The 17609-nt window shown below is 30.3% G+C and carries 17 protein-coding genes; 9 read left to right on the plus strand and 8 right to left on the minus strand.

What is annotated here, in order from left to right:
* Positions 1-109: 109 nt before the first annotated feature.
* Both ACFQ1U_RS12660 and ACFQ1U_RS12665 read left to right on the plus strand, forming a co-directional pair.
* Positions 110-1420, plus strand: a complete 1311-nt coding sequence (locus ACFQ1U_RS12660) for a dihydrolipoamide acetyltransferase family protein (RefSeq protein WP_386108954.1) — start codon at positions 110-112, stop codon at positions 1418-1420.
* Between the two features lie 97 nt (positions 1421-1517).
* A complete protein-coding gene (locus tag ACFQ1U_RS12665) occupies positions 1518-2249 on the plus strand; it encodes a DUF6263 family protein (protein WP_386108956.1) in 732 nt (243 codons plus the stop codon).
* Between the two features lie 51 nt (positions 2250-2300).
* Here ACFQ1U_RS12665 and ACFQ1U_RS12670 read toward each other — a convergent pair whose 3' ends face one another.
* Together ACFQ1U_RS12670 and ACFQ1U_RS12675 are read right to left on the minus strand one after the other, a co-directional pair.
* Positions 2301-2981 carry a GNAT family N-acetyltransferase gene (locus ACFQ1U_RS12670; RefSeq protein WP_386108958.1) on the minus strand — a complete coding sequence of 227 codons (681 nt, stop codon included), beginning with the start codon at positions 2979-2981 and terminating at the stop codon, positions 2301-2303.
* On the minus strand, positions 2981-3868 hold the full coding sequence (locus tag ACFQ1U_RS12675; protein ID WP_386108960.1) for a TIGR01777 family oxidoreductase: 888 nt from the start codon (positions 3866-3868) through the stop codon (positions 2981-2983). Before ACFQ1U_RS12675 ends, ACFQ1U_RS12670 begins: the two co-directional genes overlap by 1 nt.
* Before the next feature lie 171 nt (positions 3869-4039).
* On the opposite strand from ACFQ1U_RS12675, the gene ACFQ1U_RS12680 reads away from it, so the two are divergent.
* The 4 genes from ACFQ1U_RS12680 (at position 4040) to ACFQ1U_RS12695 (ending at position 8874) form a co-directional block, all read left to right on the plus strand.
* Positions 4040-4690 (plus strand): DUF4331 family protein, encoded by a 651-nt coding sequence (locus tag ACFQ1U_RS12680; RefSeq protein ID WP_386108962.1) that lies wholly within the window; start codon positions 4040-4042, stop codon positions 4688-4690.
* 22 nt (positions 4691-4712) lie between these two features.
* Positions 4713-5276, plus strand: a complete 564-nt coding sequence (locus ACFQ1U_RS12685; RefSeq protein WP_386108964.1) for a DUF4331 family protein — start codon at positions 4713-4715, stop codon at positions 5274-5276.
* Positions 5277-5348: 72 nt separating this feature from the next.
* A complete protein-coding gene (locus ACFQ1U_RS12690) occupies positions 5349-6644 on the plus strand; it encodes a tetratricopeptide repeat protein (RefSeq protein WP_386108966.1) in 1296 nt (431 codons plus the stop codon).
* 1 nt (position 6645) lies between these two features.
* Positions 6646-8874 carry a TonB-dependent receptor gene (locus ACFQ1U_RS12695; protein ID WP_386108968.1) on the plus strand — a complete coding sequence of 743 codons (2229 nt, stop codon included), beginning with the start codon at positions 6646-6648 and terminating at the stop codon, positions 8872-8874.
* Between the two features lie 96 nt (positions 8875-8970).
* Here the strand turns inward: ACFQ1U_RS12695 and ACFQ1U_RS12700 are convergent, their stop codons facing one another.
* The 4 genes from ACFQ1U_RS12700 to ACFQ1U_RS12715 all read right to left on the minus strand — a co-directional run bounded on the left by ACFQ1U_RS12700 (position 8971) and on the right by ACFQ1U_RS12715 (position 12132).
* Positions 8971-9768: an anti-sigma factor gene (locus ACFQ1U_RS12700; protein ID WP_386108970.1), complete on the minus strand. Its 798-nt coding sequence runs from the start codon at positions 9766-9768 to the stop codon at positions 8971-8973.
* A complete protein-coding gene (locus tag ACFQ1U_RS12705) occupies positions 9768-10295 on the minus strand; it encodes an RNA polymerase sigma factor (RefSeq protein ID WP_386108972.1) in 528 nt (175 codons plus the stop codon). Before ACFQ1U_RS12705 ends, ACFQ1U_RS12700 begins: the two co-directional genes overlap by 1 nt.
* A 62-nt stretch (positions 10296-10357) precedes the next feature.
* Positions 10358-11689 carry a M28 family peptidase gene (locus ACFQ1U_RS12710; RefSeq protein WP_386108974.1) on the minus strand — a complete coding sequence of 444 codons (1332 nt, stop codon included), beginning with the start codon at positions 11687-11689 and terminating at the stop codon, positions 10358-10360.
* 92 nt (positions 11690-11781) lie between these two features.
* Entirely contained in the window at positions 11782-12132 is a 351-nt protein-coding gene (locus ACFQ1U_RS12715; RefSeq protein WP_386108976.1) for a DUF6249 domain-containing protein, read from the minus strand.
* 129 nt (positions 12133-12261) lie between these two features.
* Here ACFQ1U_RS12715 and ACFQ1U_RS12720 point away from each other — a divergent pair, with 129 nt between their 5' ends.
* From ACFQ1U_RS12720 to ACFQ1U_RS12730, 3 genes are all read left to right on the plus strand, one after another.
* The gene (locus tag ACFQ1U_RS12720) at positions 12262-12846 is read left to right on the plus strand and encodes an RNA polymerase sigma factor (RefSeq protein WP_386108978.1); all 585 of its coding nucleotides are present in this window, start codon (positions 12262-12264) and stop codon (positions 12844-12846) included.
* Entirely contained in the window at positions 12833-13249 is a 417-nt protein-coding gene (locus tag ACFQ1U_RS12725; RefSeq protein ID WP_386108980.1) for a hypothetical protein, read from the plus strand. The genes ACFQ1U_RS12720 and ACFQ1U_RS12725 overlap by 14 nt, the downstream gene beginning before the upstream one ends.
* Positions 13250-13329: 80 nt before the next feature.
* Positions 13330-14262, plus strand: coding sequence for a glycerophosphodiester phosphodiesterase family protein (locus ACFQ1U_RS12730; protein WP_386108982.1), 933 nt, complete (start codon positions 13330-13332; stop codon positions 14260-14262).
* Between the two features lie 22 nt (positions 14263-14284).
* Here the strand turns inward: ACFQ1U_RS12730 and ACFQ1U_RS12735 are convergent, their stop codons facing one another.
* On the minus strand, positions 14285-15697 hold the full coding sequence (locus tag ACFQ1U_RS12735) for a T9SS type A sorting domain-containing protein (RefSeq protein WP_386108984.1): 1413 nt from the start codon (positions 15695-15697) through the stop codon (positions 14285-14287).
* Between the two features lie 112 nt (positions 15698-15809).
* Positions 15810-17597 carry a DUF885 domain-containing protein gene (locus tag ACFQ1U_RS12740; RefSeq protein ID WP_386108986.1) on the minus strand — a complete coding sequence of 596 codons (1788 nt, stop codon included), beginning with the start codon at positions 17595-17597 and terminating at the stop codon, positions 15810-15812.
* Between the last annotated feature and the right edge of the window lie 12 nt (positions 17598-17609).

The raw sequence follows: 17609 nt of genomic DNA on the forward strand, positions 1-17609 counted from the left end.
TATGAATATTGTAATCTTATAAAGAATATTTGTCAAATTTTTAACCCTAAAAATTTAATAGAACCATCGTTTTTTAGTAATTTCGCGAACATTAAAATCAAACACTATTATGGCAAGATTTGAGTTAAAACTCCCAAAAATGGGTGAAAGTGTTGCAGAAGCAACAATTACTTCTTGGTTAAAAGAAGTAGGAGAGACTGTTGAATTAGACGATGCAATTGTAGAAGTTGCTACAGATAAAGTAGATAGTGAAGTACCTAGTGAAGTTGAGGGAACTCTTGTTGAGATTTTGTTTGAAAAAGATGAGGTGGTACAAGTTGGACAAACTATTGCTATCATAGAAACAGAGGGAGCAGACGCTCCTGAAAGTTCATCTAGCAAAGAAACAGTTAAAGAAGATGAACCTGCAGCGGTTGCAGAAGTAGCTAAAACTTTTGAGATGGCTAAAGAAACGGTTTCAGGAACTATTGATACTTCATCAAGTGATCGTTTTTATTCACCATTAGTTAAGAGTATTGCACAAACAGAAGGAATTTCGGTTTCTGAGTTAGATACAATTGCAGGTACTGGTAAAGACGGAAGAGTTACTAAAACTGATATTTTATCATATATTGAAAATAGAGGTAGTGCTCCTAAGCAAACTACTCCTCCTGCTAGCACTCCAAAGGCAGCAGCAGCTAAAGTTGCTGCAACTCCAGTAACTATGAGTGGTGCAGATGAAGTTATAGAAATGAGCCGTATGGGTAAATTAATTTCTAAACACATGACAGATTCTTTACAAACCTCTGCTCATGTACAATCATTTATTGAAATTGATGTTACTAATATTGTAAATTGGAGAAATAAAGTTAAAAAAGCATATCAACAAAGAGAAGGTGAAAAATTAACTTTCACACCAATCTTTATGCAAGCAGTTGCTCAAACTATTAAAAAGCATCCTTTAATTAATATATCGGTAGATGGTGATAAAATCATTAAAAGAGGTAATATTAATTTAGGTATGGCAGCAGCATTACCAGATGGTAATTTAATTGTTCCTGTAATTAAAAATGCAGATCAATTAAGTTTAGTTGGTATGACTAAGCAAGTAAACGGCCTGGCAACTAGAGCAAGAGCAAATAAGTTAAAACCAGACGAAATTCAAGGTGGAACATACACGGTAACTAACGTTGGTAGTTTTGGTAGTATTACAGGAACACCAATTATCAACCAGCCACAAGTTGCTATTTTAGCATTAGGAGCTATTGTTAAAAAGCCAGCTGTAATAGAAACACCTGAAGGAGATTTAATAGGTATTCGTCATAAAATGATAGTTTCTCATTCATACGATCACCGTGTAGTTAATGGTGCTTTAGGAGGTATGTTTATTAAAACTTTTAAAGAAATATTAGAAGCTTGGGATCCAAACCAAGATTTTTAATCATAGCATAAATGAAACAATTATTTAAAAGAGCTCAGGAATACTGAGCTCTTTTTTTATATCTTTCAACCCGAATAAAAAAATGAAATTTAACTAAATGAAAAAAGTATTATTAGGCTTACTATTGGTAACTACCATGGTAAGTTATGCACAAGAAAAAGTATTATTACGTTTAAAATATAACAAAGGTGATAAATACGCTATGAAAATGAATATGAAGCAAGATATGGGAATGATGTTGATGAACATGAACATGGATTTTCAGGTAGATGTTAAAGATGTTGTAAAAGATGTGTTTACTACTCATATGACTATAAATCACGTAAAAACAGATATGAACCAAGCTGGAATGGAAATTTCTTATGATTCTTCTCAAAAAGAAGAAGAAATGTCTGCAATGGCAAAAGGAATACATGCTAGAATGAAACCTTTATTATCTTTATTAATTGCTGTAGAAACTAATAACTTAGGAAAAGTAGTTTCAACTAAGGTTTTAGAAGGTCAAGGCGATGCAAGTAGTATGACTCAAAATTCATCATCAGTTGTATATCCTGAAGAAAAGGTTGGAGTAGGATCTAGCTGGACAAATACTACTTCTAGAGAAGGAATGAAGATTGTTTATACGTATACCGTTAAATCAATTGACGCTAAAAATGTAGTTTTAGATTTAAAAGGAAAGGTTTCTGAGTTAGGTGAAGGTAATGTTAGTGGTGCTATTACTATTGATAGAGCAACAGGTATTCCATCAGAAAGTAACATAAATATGAATGTTAGTATATCAGGTCAAACTATTAAATCTGACGTTGCTGTTATCACAACAAAAATATAGGTATAGAACAAGAACATTTAATATATTAAAAGCTCCAATTTATTGGAGCTTTTATTTTTTACGAAAAAGCCACCAGTTCATATCACGTGTCAATTTGTAGCCAAGTTTTTCATATAAACCAATTGCAGGATTTCCTTTATTAGTATGTAAAATAGGAAGCTTGTTTACCTTAATAATTTCATTTGTAACAAAATGAACTAATTGCTTGGCATAACCTCTTTTTGTATAATCAGGATGTGTAACTACAGCACTTACTTCAATAAAATCAGTTGTTTGCATTCTTTGTCCTGTTATAGAAACTAATTTACCATTTTTAAAAATACCATAATAATCGCCCATATCATAAGTTCTTTTTCTATAATAACCAGGCATTACTAACCATATTAAATCATAAATTTCATCAACGTGATCTTCTGTTAACTTTATAATTTCTTCAGTGTAAAAAATAGGTTGTAGTTGGTTAAGAACCATTTGACATCCGTTAATTTTTTTCTCTAACTCAACATAGTCTTCATCAAAAATAGGAATATCTTTTTCTGATACTAAAAAGAAGCTATCGGTAAGTTTTGCATATTCATTTAATGCATTTTTAGTATGTTTAACTTCTTCAAAAGCACCAAACGGACAAATAGTAGGGTTGTAAAAATGAACACCTTCAAAAGATGTAATAAATTTATGATGAGTTTCTTGCAAAGAAAACCAAACAGGATTTTTTAATTTATTTTCTATCATTATAAATCTAAACTCTTTAAAGCTTCCAGTAAATTTGGTTGTGTAAACTTATATTCTTTTGCTGTTTTATCAAATGAAATTCGACTACCTTCTAAAATTATTGCAGACATTTCTCCAAATATCAACTTTAATACAAAAGAAGGAGCGTTTATAGGTAATATAGGTTTTTTAGTTGCTTTTCCCAGAGTTTTGGTAAATTCTTTATTAGTAACAAAATCTGGTGCAACTGCATTGTATATACCAGAAAAAGTATCTTCTTCTACTGCTTTAACATATAAATTACAAATATCATTAATATGAATCCAAGATACAATCTGTTTACCATTTCCGATAGCTGATAGCGCTATGGGTGTATTCATTTTTTCTAAGGCGCCACCTGTTTTAGAAAGTACTACTCCCGTTCTTAAAACAGTAGTAGTTATTCCAAGTTGTTTAAATTGTTTTGCAGCATTTTCCCAAGCAACACAAATTTTAGCTACAAAATCATTACCAGGAGTATCTTTTTCTGTATAAATAGTTTCATTGGTGTTAGCACCATAATAACCAATTCCAGAAGCAGAAATAAATTTTTTAACAGGTATATTTAACGCTGCTATTTTTGAAAATAACAAATTGGCTGTGTTTACTCTGCTATCTATTAATATCTTTTTTCGATCATCGCTCCAGTTTTTATCTGCAATACCAGCACCAGCTAGATGAATAATATGAGTAGTATTTTTTAATGCTTCTTCATCTATATATTCATTAGGTATATCCCATTTGTATTCATTTTTCTCAGAAGGATTTCTTGATAGAATAGCTACTTCATAGCCTTTATTGTTAAGTATTCTTGTTAATTGTTGTCCAATTAAGCCTGTACCACCTGTAATTAATATTTTTTTAGCCATATTCAAAAATACGCATATCTCATTAGAGTTAAAATAGATTTCAACCTTTTTAATTGGTTGATTATAGGTGGTTTGAGGATTTTTATAAAAAAAGTTTAAAAAAATAAAACCATACATACGATTATCTCGTAAGTAAGGGTGAATTAATATTAAAACTAAAAATTTTACACAATGAAAAAATTAAAACTAATCATAGGTGCATGTGCTTTAAGCGTACTTGGATTAATGTTGTACTCAGCAGATCACATTGATGCACCAGATGTACAAGGAGGGACAAGTGATCTTACAGATTTTTATGCATTTCAGGGAGAAAACACTAACAACTTAGTTTTTGTAGCAAACCTTCAAGGTTTATTAAGTCCTTCAGCAACTGCAGATGCATCTTTTGATGAAAACGTATTAATTGAGTTTAACATTGATAACAATGATGATAAGGTTGAAGATTTAGTAATTCAAGCTATTCCTAGAGATGGAATGATGTATTTCTTTGGTCCTTATGCGCCATCACAAACAGGTTTATCAAGTAATTTACCTCAAGACGGATCTGAATATGGAGTTGCTATAAGTGCTTACGGATCATCGCCTGTAATAGGTACCAAAGGTGAAATGAAATTTTTCGCAGGTCCTAGAGATGACTCATTTTTTATGGATTTTGCCAGATATGGTGAGATTATAGCGGGTAATGCGTCTGGATTCAACAATCCTGGAGCAGATACATTTGCAGGGACTAATGTGTTATCTGTAGTAGTAGAGGTGCCAAAAGCTATGTTAGGAAGTTCAGCAAGCATTAATACTTGGGTAGAAACTAAAGTTAAGCAATAATTAACCATTAAAAACTAAAAACATGAAATTCAATACAATATTAAAATCAGTATTTATTATGGCTTCGCTTATTGTTTTAGCAAGCTGTAGCGATGATAACGATTCGAATCCAACACCAGTATATACAGTTGATTTTTCTGGATCATATATGCAAAAAGATCAAATGGGTAGACCAGCTATTAACACAGTATTTGTTAATAGTGATATGAAAGATGCATTTAATGTAACTATTCCTTCTGAGCAAGGAGCAAGTTTTGCAAGTATGTTTGAAGCTAATTTAAAAGCTTTGAGTCCAGCTTATGCAAATGATGGAGACACCAATGCACTAGGTTTAGATGCCGCTACTTTTGCGAGTGTATTAGCAACAGATGTATTAACAGTTTCATTAGACGGACCTACCACTTTTTATGATGGAACTAATGTTTTAACAGGAAGAAATTTGTCAGACGATGTAATTACAGTTGAATTATTATTAATATTTGGAGGAGAAGATTTTTCTGAAAATCCTAATTTATCTGATGACAATGTGAGTGCTAATGACAAGGAATTTTTGTCTTCATTCCCTTACCTAGCATCTCCTTGGTAATATAAATTATCAATTACCCCTCAAGTTGGTCGCTCGTCATGAGCGGCTGACTTTAACTAAAAAACTAACACCATGAAAAATACATTCACCTCCCTAATTACAGTAACTCTTTTTGGTTTGTTTAGTTGTACTACAAATAACAACAAAACAATAGCCAATAAAGCTCATTACGATAAATACTTACACACAGAAATTAAAAAATCAATTGCAAAATCACATCAAGAGCTCAACTTTTGGGATGATAAATTAAATAATAATCCTACCCAATATGTGTATTTGTATCAAATTGCAGCAGCTTCTTCAAGCTTATTTACAGAAAGCGGAAATATATTTTACTTAAAAGAAGCAGAAAAAAAGTTAGTAGCTTTAAATAAGAAAACAAATTATTCACAAGTTGGTGCTTTGCGCGGTTTAGCCAGAAATTACATTTCACAGCATAGGTTTAAAGAATCATTAGAATTATTAAAGCAAGCTGAACTAATAGGAGAAGATTTAAATAGTACACAAAAAATGTTATTTGATGTACATTTAGAGCTAGGTAATGTAGATGAAGCACAGTCTTACCTTATTAAAATTAAAGATTTTTCAGATTTCCATTATTTGTTAAGAGTATCTAAGTGGCATGACTATAAAGGTGATTTAGCGAGTGCTATTAAATACATGGAAAAAGCAACAGATAAAGCTATAGAAAGCAATAATAAACAATTAAAAATATGGAGTTTTACCAATTTAGCAGATTTCTATGGGCATAATGGTCAAATTAAAGAAGCATATGACTTGTATTTAGAAACATTAGCCTTGGATCCAGCAAATGCTTATGCAAAAAAACAAATAGCTTGGATTGTATATTCTCATGATAAAAAACCAGCAGAAGCATTACGTATTTTAGAACAACTAAGTACACAGCATAAATCTCCAGATTATGAATTGTTAAAAGCAGAAATTGCTATGTTTATTAATAACGATTCATTAAAAGAAAAAGCATTAAAAAAATATTTGTCAAAAGTAGCAGCTCCTGCTTATGGAGAAATGTATAATCAACATTTGGCGAAATTATATTTAGAAGAGTTTAATGACTCAGAAAACTCATTAAAATACATTAACAAAGAATTAAGAAATAGGCCAACACCTGCCTCTTACAATTTGCTATCTTGGTATTACTATAAAAATAAAGAGTACAAAAAGGCGCTAGAAATTGTTACTAAACATGTGTTAAATAAAACATTTGAACCCGAAGCTCAATATCATATGGCTGAGATATTTAAAGCCAACGGTTTACACAAAGAAGCTAACCAATTAAAAAAAGAATTATTAGAAAGTTCTTTTGAATTAGGCCCCGTAATGACCTCTGAAATTTTAAAAATTTAACATGTTAAAATTCGTATTTACATCACTGTTTTTAACAACAGTATCGGCAAGTTTGTTAGGGCAAACATTTAAAGGAAAGGTGGTTAATCAAAATAATGTACCATTAGAAAATGTGTATGTTATTAACGCAACACAAAATGAGCATACGCACACAGATGCGAAGGGAAATTTTATACTAGAAAAGAATAAAGAAAATGATACAATATCTATAAGTATTCTTGGTTTTGAAAAAAAAGTTATTCGTATTACTCAAAATCAATTAACAAACTTTAATACTATTCAACTTCAACCAAAATCATATTTGTTAGATGAATTGGTATTAACTGCCAAAAAAGACCCTTTGGTAAGTATGGTTGCTATTGATGTTCAAAAAAATCCTGTGAGTTCTTCACAAGAAATATTACAAACAGTACCAGGTCTTATCATCGGACAGCATGCCGGGGGCGGGAAAGCTGAACAAATCTTTTTAAGAGGTTTTGATATAGACCATGGTACTGATATTGCCTTATCGGTTGACGGTTTACCTATTAATATGGTTTCTCACGCTCATGGTCAAGGGTATAGCGATTTACATTTTATTATTCCAGAAACTATTAATAAAATTAATTTTGGAAAAGGACCGTATGAGGCTTCAAAAGGTGATTTTGCTACGGCTGGTTTTGTAGATTTTAGCACAAAAACACGTATAAATAAAAGTAGTATTAGTTTAGATGTAGGTCAGTTTAATTCTTTTAGAACGTTGGCTATGTTAAACTTATTAGATAATAGTTCTACTAATTCTGCATACGCTGCAATTGAGTATCAAGAAACTGATGGCTTTTTTGAATCTTCTCAAAATTTTAGTCGTCTAAATATTTTTGGTAAATATCAATCTGTATTAGAAGACAATAGTAAGTTAACTTTATCAGCATCCTATTTTACTAGTACTTGGGATGCATCCGGACAAATTCCACAAAGAGCAGTGGATAGTGGATTAATTTCAAGATTTGGAGCTATAGATGATACAGAGGGCGGGACTACCTCACGCACAAATATAAATCTTCAGCATTCAAAGTTTTTAAAGAACGATGTTGAAATTACTTCAAATATTTTTTACTCTAATTACAAGTTCAACTTATTTTCAAATTTCACTTTTTTCTTAGATGATCCAGATAACGGAGATCAAATTAAACAAACAGAGAATAGAGATATTTTTGGATTTAATACACAATTAAAAAAGCAAGTAACATTTGCTTCAATACCAACATCGGTTAGAGGAGGAGCTGGTTTCCGTTTTGACAATATTAACGATTTAGAATTGTCGCATACCTTACAAAGAAAAGAGGTTTTAGACTATATTCAGTTAGGAAGTGTTCAACAAACTAACATTTATGGTTTTGCAGCAGCTGATTTAGATTTAGGCAAAGTAAGTATTCAACCTAGTGTTAGGTTAGATTATTTCAGATTTTTATATAACGATGATTTAGCGCCTACTTATGCAACAAATAGCAATAGTGAAGTTGTAGTAAACCCTAAACTTTCTGTTGTATACACACCTAATGAAAAATATCAGTGGTTTGTAAAATCAGGAATTGGTTTTCACTCTAATGATGCTAGGGTAGTAGCTACTAATCCAAATAGTAAAACATTACCTAAAGCTTATGGAGTAGATGTTGGAGGTACGGCAAAACTAACCAATAATTTAGTAGTTAATGCAGCTTTATGGTATTTACATTCTGAAGATGAATTAGTATATGTAGGAGATGCAGGAATTGTAGAGCCTTCTGGGAAATCTGAAAGAAAAGGAATCGATTTCGGTGTACGTTATCAACTTACTAAAGAGTTATATTTAAATAATGATATAACATTAACAGATGCTAAATTATTAGAAGTACCAGTTGCAGAAAACAACATTCCTTTAGCTCCTGAATTTACAACTACAGGAGGTATATTTTATGATAATACTAAGTTTTTTGGTGGAATAAAATATAGACACTTAAAAGATAGAGCTGCAAATGAAGATTATTCATTAACTGCAGAAGGTTATACTGTTGTAGATGCTAACTTAGGGTACAGATTAAAAGATTTTACATTTAACGTAAGTGCTTTAAATTTATTTGACGTTGCTTGGAATGAAACTCAATTTGCTACAGAATCTAGATTGCAAAATGAACCAAATTCTGTAGAAGAAATACATTTTACACCAGGTACTCCATTTAATTTAAAATTTACCATTACATATACATTTTAAGGTTTTTAGGGGAGAGTGTATTTTCACTCAGTTGTTATTTAACAACAAAAAAATAGCCGCAATTGCGGCTATTTTTGATTTTAAATATATTTTCTATTAAGAAATAGTACCTAATGTATACAATTGTTCAAGTGTTGGAGTTTTACTTCCTCCTGCAGGTTCTAAAGTAATCCCAAAAGCTTCTGAATTGTTGAGGTTTTCAATAGTGAAAATTTTAGTATCACTATCGGCAAATTTGTCTAAAGTTCCTAAACTTGTTGGTGTTAATGGGTTTAATGTTAAAGACCAAACTTGATATACTTTTCCTTCAGGTGGAGTAGGTAAACCACTAACATCCAAATAAACATTGTTCGTTTTTTTATTCCAGAAAGCTTTTGCATATGCATTCGGAGCAACTTGCTGTCCTTGTAAAGGGACTGTTATAACATTTTTATTAGTTATAGATGCTAAAAGAGTTTTATTTTTAGCTAAATCATTGGTTGTTTTTTCTAATTGTTGCTCGTATTGTTTTTGAGCTTCATTAATACTATTTAATTGGCCTTGTAAATTATTATTTTTGTTAATAGATAATAGTAAGGTACTTCCAACAACTATAGCAGCAGCCCAACCTGAATAGGTTTTCCAGTTACTCTTATTTTTATTAATAGAAATTACATTATCTGTACTTTCCTTTTCTTGTAATAATTTAATTAAAACCTCCTTAAATTGATTGTTTTGATTAGGTGCAACGTTAGCTGTTAAAGCACCAATAGATTTTTCTATTTGTTGTATTTCGTCTAAAACTTCAGGGTGTTTTTGTAAAAGCTTGTAAATTCTTTCGTTTTCTTCATCAGAAAGAACACCAGCAATATACAATTCTAAAGTACCTGAATCTATAATATCTTGATAAGCCATTATTTAAGCAAAATTCTTAATTCGTTAATACAGTTTCTGTTTCTTGTTTTTACTGTACCTAAGGGTATATCTAAACTTTCAGAAACTTCTTTTTGAGTAAAACCTTTAAAATATAATAATTCAATCACCTTTACACATTTGTCTTTTAGTTTGTTTACAAACTTCTTGATTCCAATAGCATTGGTTTTTGAATCTAAATTGTCATAGGTTTGTATAATATCTACGAAATTTTCTGCTTCAAGGTTTTTAGATTTGTTTTTAAAATCTTTAGATCTTACTTTATCAATAGCAGCATTTCGTGCAATGTTGATAATCCAGGTAAAAAAACGTCCTTTTTTTTCAGAATATTGCTCGGCATTATTCCAAGCTTTTACAAATACATCTTGAGCTACTTCTTCAGCAATGGTTTCATCTCTAACAATATTAAAGATGATACCTTGAACGCTTTCAAAATACATTTGATATAATTTTTCAAAAGATTTTACGTCTTTATTAGTAAACTGTTTAACTAATTCTTCTAACTGCATAAAATGGATTAATTGACAGACAAAGTACTAAAATAAAATTACTTATTTAGGTTATAGTTAGTTTATCTAATAATTTTTGTAGGAAAACTAACCACACTTTCATGTCCGTTTTTACCTACTGCGCTTACTCCAAAGAAATAGTTATCTAAAACAATGCCTTTTAAAGTGTGTTCTGTGGTATTTTCAACATATATAAATTTGTTCCATGTTGGTGAAGTAGTATCTCTGAAATATATTTTATATCCTTTAGCATTAGGAACGGCATCCCATTTTAATTTTGCAGATGCTTCAACAATTCCACCAATACCTACATTTTCTGGAGCCAATGGTGCCCAAGCTATACTAGCTAAGTTTATAGCATTTACAGCAGTAAGTTTTTTAGCATAATTAAAATTTACAAACTTTACTCGGTCACCATATTCTATTCCGTTTTCAGTTCTAATATCTTGATGTTGTTGTGTATAGTTTTCATGAGCTTCCATAATTCGTAAACCTGCAAAACCAGCGTCATTAAAAGGCCTGTGATGACCGCCTCTACCAAATCTATCTAATCTATAAATTAGTTTAGGGTTCATTTCAGGCATGTAAGTTTTTGTAGTTTTATATACGTACCTAGCTAATTGTCTGGAAATACCATCTACCTCACCACCATAAAACCTTCTAGCATTTCTTTGTCTTTCTGTTTCCGTAGGAGGAACAGGTTCACTAAATATTCTAAAAGTTCGGTTATCAATAACACCGTCAACTCCTTTTATGTTTCCAATCATATCATTGTTAAAAACTCCAATAATATTCCATCCCTTTTTCTTGGCATAGTTCGCCAATCCTTTACCACCAAACAAGCCTTGTTCTTCACCAGAAAGCCCTACGTAAATAATACTATTATCAAAAGAGTATTTACTTAGTACTCTGGCAGCTTCTATGGTACCTGCCATTCCGGAGGCATTGTCGTTTGCTCCTGGTGCATCATCAGTATAGTTATTAGGATCAGATATTCTTGAGTCAATATCACCACTCATAATAATGAAGTTATTCGGATTTTTAGTTCCTTTTTGAATAGCTACCACATTAACAACCATTACATCTTTGGTGATACGTTGGTTAGTACCTTTTTTAACTAAATCTTTTTGATAAAATACCTCTAAGCAGTTATTACAATTAGCAGCAATATTGTCAAATTCTTTTTTTATCCACCTTCTGGCAGCACCTATTCCTCTTGTTGAAGAAACAGTATCACTTAGTGTATGTCTTGTTCCAAAATTAGCAAGCGTTTTAATATCATTTTCTATTCTGGTTGAAGATATATTATTGATGATATCATAAATTTTAGGATTGGTTTGTGCATTTAAACTAACACAAACACCTAAAAGTAAGGTTGTAATTGTTTTTTTCATTAAAATTAGTTTAGACAACTAATTTACAAACAAAAATAGAGAATGCATATTTACATTCTCTATTATCACAATTTAAGGATATATGTTATTTTTTATTCTTCATCTAACTTTTTAGTAAGCGTAAAACCAACAAATAATCCTATACCAGCCATTAAAAACATTAAAGCAGGGTATAAAGAGTCATTATCAATTTCTGTATACGTTGATAAAATTGAAGCAAGTAAAATTCCACTTCCTATTCCTATTAGCAACAAGGCAATATTTAAGATTAATACTTTCCAGAATGGTGCTGCCTTTCTGTTTTCTTTTTTAGAAAAGAAAATAGTGGCATCTGCACCTTTTTCTATTAATGCTAAACGTTCTTTGTTTCTTGTAGTAAAAAACAGGTAAAAAATTCCAAAAATAATTGCGAATAAAAACATGAATACAATTGCAGCTTCCATATAAATTTAAGTTTTATGTTATGTTGTTTGTATGACCATTTTATTTTTAAAAAGGTTACAGATTTATTTAAAAAATATTTTTTCAAATTTAGTGTAACCTTTTTTTCATAGATTCGGTCTTAGTATAAAATGACTACAAAAACTGACCAAATTTATATAAACCTTGTTATTCAGGGAAATACAAATGCTTTTGCTACCTTAGTAAATAAGTATAAGGTATTGGTTTATTCGGTAGCTTTTAAACTGTTAAATAATAAAGAAGAAGCAGAGGAGGTTGCACAAGACACTTTTGTAAAAGCATATAAAAATATAGCTTCTTTTGAAGGAAAATCTAAATTTTCTACTTGGTTATATAAAATTGCCTACAGAAACTGTTTAGATGTGTTAAAAAAGAGAGAGAATAAATATAAGTTTTCGGTTTTAGAAGATGTTACTATTACGCAAATTAAAGCTACTGAGGATACTTTTATTTCAATTGAAAGAAAAGAACGAAGTGAAATTTTAGCTAGTTGTTTAGAAAAATTACCTGATGATGAAAGAATAATATTGACGTTGTTTTATTATCAAGAACTAAGTTTAAAAGAAATAATTGAAGTTACTGGTTTTTCCGAAGCAAATGTGAAAGTAAAACTCCATAGAGCAAGAAAACATTTATTAATAATTGTAAAAAATACTGTTGAACCAGAATTAATAAAACATTATGGGAGAAAATAAGCATATAGATGAGTTAGATATTTTTACTAAAAAGGTTTTTAACAATATTGCAGAAAAAAGCCCTTCGTTAAATTTTACAGAAGACGTAATGAAGCAAATTAATGCCATAGAAAATTCCAAGATTGTAAACGCTTCTTCCTATAATTACAGGTTTAGTATTTATGGTATTGCAATTAGTTTTGTTATTGCATCTGTATTTTTGATATTTCAAGAAAATAAATCAGAGGCTAGTTTTTTTAATTTTAATATAAGTGATATAACTTTTGTAAAATTACCACAATTAACATGGTTACAAAGCTTAAACTTATCTGTAACAACTATGTATGCGTTATTCTTTTTTACTATTTTATTTATTGTGCAAACTATTGTTTTAAAGCAGTATTTTAATAGAAGAGTTCTGTAATTAATTTTACAATTAATTAACTTGTAAACAAAGTTTATTCATTTTTTATTCAACTATATTCGATTTTTAAAAATGAATAAATGATAAAAATTACACGTATTATAACTCTACTACTAGTTTCTTTTATTTTAATCAATTGTAAAAAGAGTAAAAATAATCCAAATGAACTTACCATTTTACAAAAAGCTCCTGAAGCTAAGCTAGCTTTAGTAACTTCTTTTAAAAATTGGAAGCAAAATCCAGTTCCTTTAATAAGTGCTCATAGAGGAGGACCCTATAAAGGATTTCCTGAAAACGCAATAGAAACTTTTGATAATGTTGTAAAGCATACACCTGTTGTTATAGAGTGTGATGTTGCCATGACAAAAGATAGTGTGTTAGTGCTAATGCATGATAAAAAATTAGATAGAACAACTACAGGATCTGGTAATGTAAATGATGTTTCATTTAATGAAATTAAAAATATTAAATTAAAAGATAACGAAGGTAATTTAACAAGCTATTCCATTCCTACATTAGATGCTATTTTAGCATGGGGAAAACACAAAGTATTATTTACCTTAGATGTTAAAAGAGGAGTGCCATTTGAAAAAGTTATTTCGGCAATAGAAAAACATAGTGCTACAGATTATGCAGCTGTAATTACCTATAGAATTCAAGATGCAATTTTGGTTCATGAATTAAATTCAAATATTACTATTTCGGTTTCAGCAGGAAGTGAAGGGGCTATCGAACAAATAATTAAATCAGAAATACCAACAAATAAGTTACTAGGTTTTGTGGGAACTAGAGAACCAGATACAAGTCATTATAATAAATTGGCATCTATGGGTATAAAAACAATTTTAGGAACACTAGGTAACTTAGATAGAAGTGCCATTGCAAAAGGTAATGATGAGGTTTATATGAAATATATTGAAAACGGAGCTAATATTATTGCTACAGACCGTCCTTTAGAGGTAGCTAAAGTTCTCACAGAAAAAACTAATCTAAAGCCCAATAAAAAAGACTGAGTATATACTCAGTCTTTTTTAATTATTTTTTTATAAACTTCTTTTTGTAAGTTTTTCCATCTTCATCTGAAAACTGAATAAAATAGGTTCCTTTTCTTAAAGACTTAACATCAATTACTGATGATGATATGTTTTTTATTTTAACTCCGTTTACATCAAACAAAACCCCTTGTGAAATCTCTTTAGATATCTGTATGTAGTTTGATGATGGGTTTGGATATAATACAACATCTGATTGTTTGTATCCACCTAAAGGAGATGGAGAAACTAATCCTCTTACTGGGTCAATAGGATCTGAAGTGTAATAACAATTATCACTGTAGTTAGCAGAACTGTCTTTTGACCAATTATTAGTAGGAGTATATCCAGCATCTTTTTGAATACATGTTAACTGTGGATTATTATTCGCCTGCATCATAGTAATATTAATATTATTACCATTTGCTAAATTTAACCTTCTTAAGTTATTATTGTAACAATATACAGTTTCTAATTTGGTATTGTGCTGTAGGTTTAGGTTTTCTATTTTGTTATATACACAATATAAAAACTCAAGGTTAGTTAAACTCGAAACGTTTAAACTTGTTAAGTTATTGCCAGCACAAGCAAGATAGGTAATACCTGTAAAAGCTTCTATACCTGTTAAATCTGAAATGTTATTATTTCCAACATTTAAATAATTAGTACTGTAAGAACTTGCTTCACTGTATTGTATTTCTCCATCTCCGTTAGTATCAATTACAGGAATGTTATTTAATAATGCATTTTTAAAATTAGCATCTGGTATGTGTACTATTGAGTTGTTAGCGTTTTTTAATCCTCCTAAAGGTTTTATTGGTACAAATACTTCTTTTATAGGGCCAACAGGGTCAACAGTATATAAACAATCATTGCTGTAATTTACACCAGAATCTGTACTCCAATTGCCTGGAGGTGTAAAGCCGTTATCTTTTTGAATACATCTTAAATTAGGATTATTAACAACATGAAAAATACTGATATCAATGTTGTTCCCATTATCAATGCGTAATCTTTTTAAATTATTGTTAGATGCATAAATTAAAGTAAGTTTAGGATTGTTTTGTAGGTATAAATTTTCAATTCGATTATACATGCAAAACAAACGTTCTAGGTTTACATTTTGGCTTAGGTTAATACGAGTTAAGTTGTTGTCACCACACGCTAAAATAGGAATGTTTACAAATGCTTCTATACCTGTTAAATCATTAATGTTTTGCGAACTCACATCAATAGGTTGGTTGTAAGCAAGTGCTTCACTATATTGGATTTCTCCATCACCATTTAAATCAATAGATACATTTGCACCAGTTAATAATGCGTTTTTAAAGTTAGCATCTGGTATATTCACTATTTGTGAATTAGTAATTCCAATACTTAATACAACTCCCATTATTGTTAATAATCTTTTTCTCATAATATTTAATTTTAGTTTTTGGCAAAGTTATCGCAGCACTAAAGTGTAATACCAAGGAAAAATGAGGGTTTTAAAAACTAAAAACCCCTCAAAAAAGAGGGGTTTTTCACGGTTACTTTTTAAGTTGAATCCATGAATTAATTTTATCTTCTAATAAAGCTAGTGGTATACAACCAGTTTCTAATATTTGATTATGAAACTCTTTAATATCAAATTTATCACCAAGTTCTTTAGTTGCTTTATCTCTTAAAGATCTTATTTTTAATTGACCAATTTTATAGGATAAAGCTTGTCCTGGGTTTGCCATATATCGTTCTATTTCAGAAATAATACTTGCTTCACTTTCAGCCTCATTATCTAAAGAATATTGAATAGCTTGCTCACGTGTCCATCCTTTGGCATGAAGTCCAGTATCTACAACTAAACGAATTGCTCGATGCATTTCCATACCCAACATGCCAAAATATTGATAAGGGTCTGTGTACAGGCCTAATTCTTTTCCTAAATTTTCAGTGTATAATGCCCAGCCTTCTCCATAAGCGCTGTACCATAAAGTTTTTCTGAAATCAGGAAGTTCTTCATTTTCTTGAGTTAACGAAATTTGATAATGATGCCCCGGAATGGCTTCATGTAAAAATAAAGCTTCATCAGAAAAAACATTATACTTGCTAGCATCAGGAATTGGGGTGTAAAAAACACCAGGGCGAGTACCATCTAAAGATCCTGGGTTATATTCTGCACTAGCAGAGGCTTCTCTAAATTTTTCTGTTTGCTTAACCACAAAAGGAGTTTTTGGTTTGTTACCAAATAATTTTTCTAACTGCGGTTTCATTTTATCATGAATAGCATTAAAATTAGCTATAATTTGTTGAGGTGTATCATATGGCATCAATTCTTTATTATTTCTAACATAATTGAAGAAGGATTTTAAATCTCCTTTAAAATTAACCTCTTGTTTTACTTTTTCCATTTCTGATAAAATTCGGGCTACTTCACTTAACCCTAATTCATGAATTTCATCTGCGGTCATATTAGTGGTTGTATAAAACTTTATGGCATGTTGATAATAAGCTTTTCCTTCTGGAATTGCATCAATTCCACTAGTTTCTAAACCTGCTACCAAATAATCAGTTCTTAAAAAATCATACAATGCTTTAAAAGTTGGTAATAACTGTTGGTTTAAAACTTTGGTATATTTTACTGTTAATTCTTTTTTATCTGTAGCTGAAAATGAATCAGGAAAATTTAAAACCGGACTGTAAAATAAGTGTTTAGTTAAAGCTGTTTCTGCCAAAGTTTTAAATTGAGGTATTACTTTACGAATTAAAGATTTTGGTAATACATATCCTTCTTTAATCCCTTGCTGCATACGTTGCTTTGCAGTTAATAACCATTGGTTAAATAGTCCTAATCGTTCTAACCAGTTTTCATAATCTTTAACCGTTTTAAAGGGTTGTGCACTACTTCCGCTAGCAAATTGTCCCATGGTTAAATTAATACTCCACATTTGATTAATAGGAAGTAAACGATCATTCTTAAAATTGTTTTGCGCAAGATTCATGTTACAATCCCAAGCTAAAACAGCTTTACTCATTTGTTGGCTTTCTGTTAATGATTCGTCAGGAAACTCATCTAATTTAGCTTTAAAGGTTGTATAAAAATCTTTGGTTTGTAAGATATATTCGTCAGATAAAGTATTTGGAAATTGGTTATTAAACCGATTATCACCAGCAAAAGTTGCATCTATTGGTTTTAAAGCTAATTTACCTTCATTATAGTCACTTAATAAAGCGTTAAAATCTTCATTAGCTTTTGATGTAACTAAATTTTTAGAGTTTTCTTCTCTTTTACAATTTATAAATAGTAAAATACTTAGTAATGCTATTAATGTTTTTTTCATGATTTTAAATGA

The sequence above is a fragment of the Tenacibaculum geojense genome (genome assembly GCF_042676005.1).
Lineage (GTDB): Bacteria > Bacteroidota > Bacteroidia > Flavobacteriales > Flavobacteriaceae > Polaribacter > Polaribacter geojense.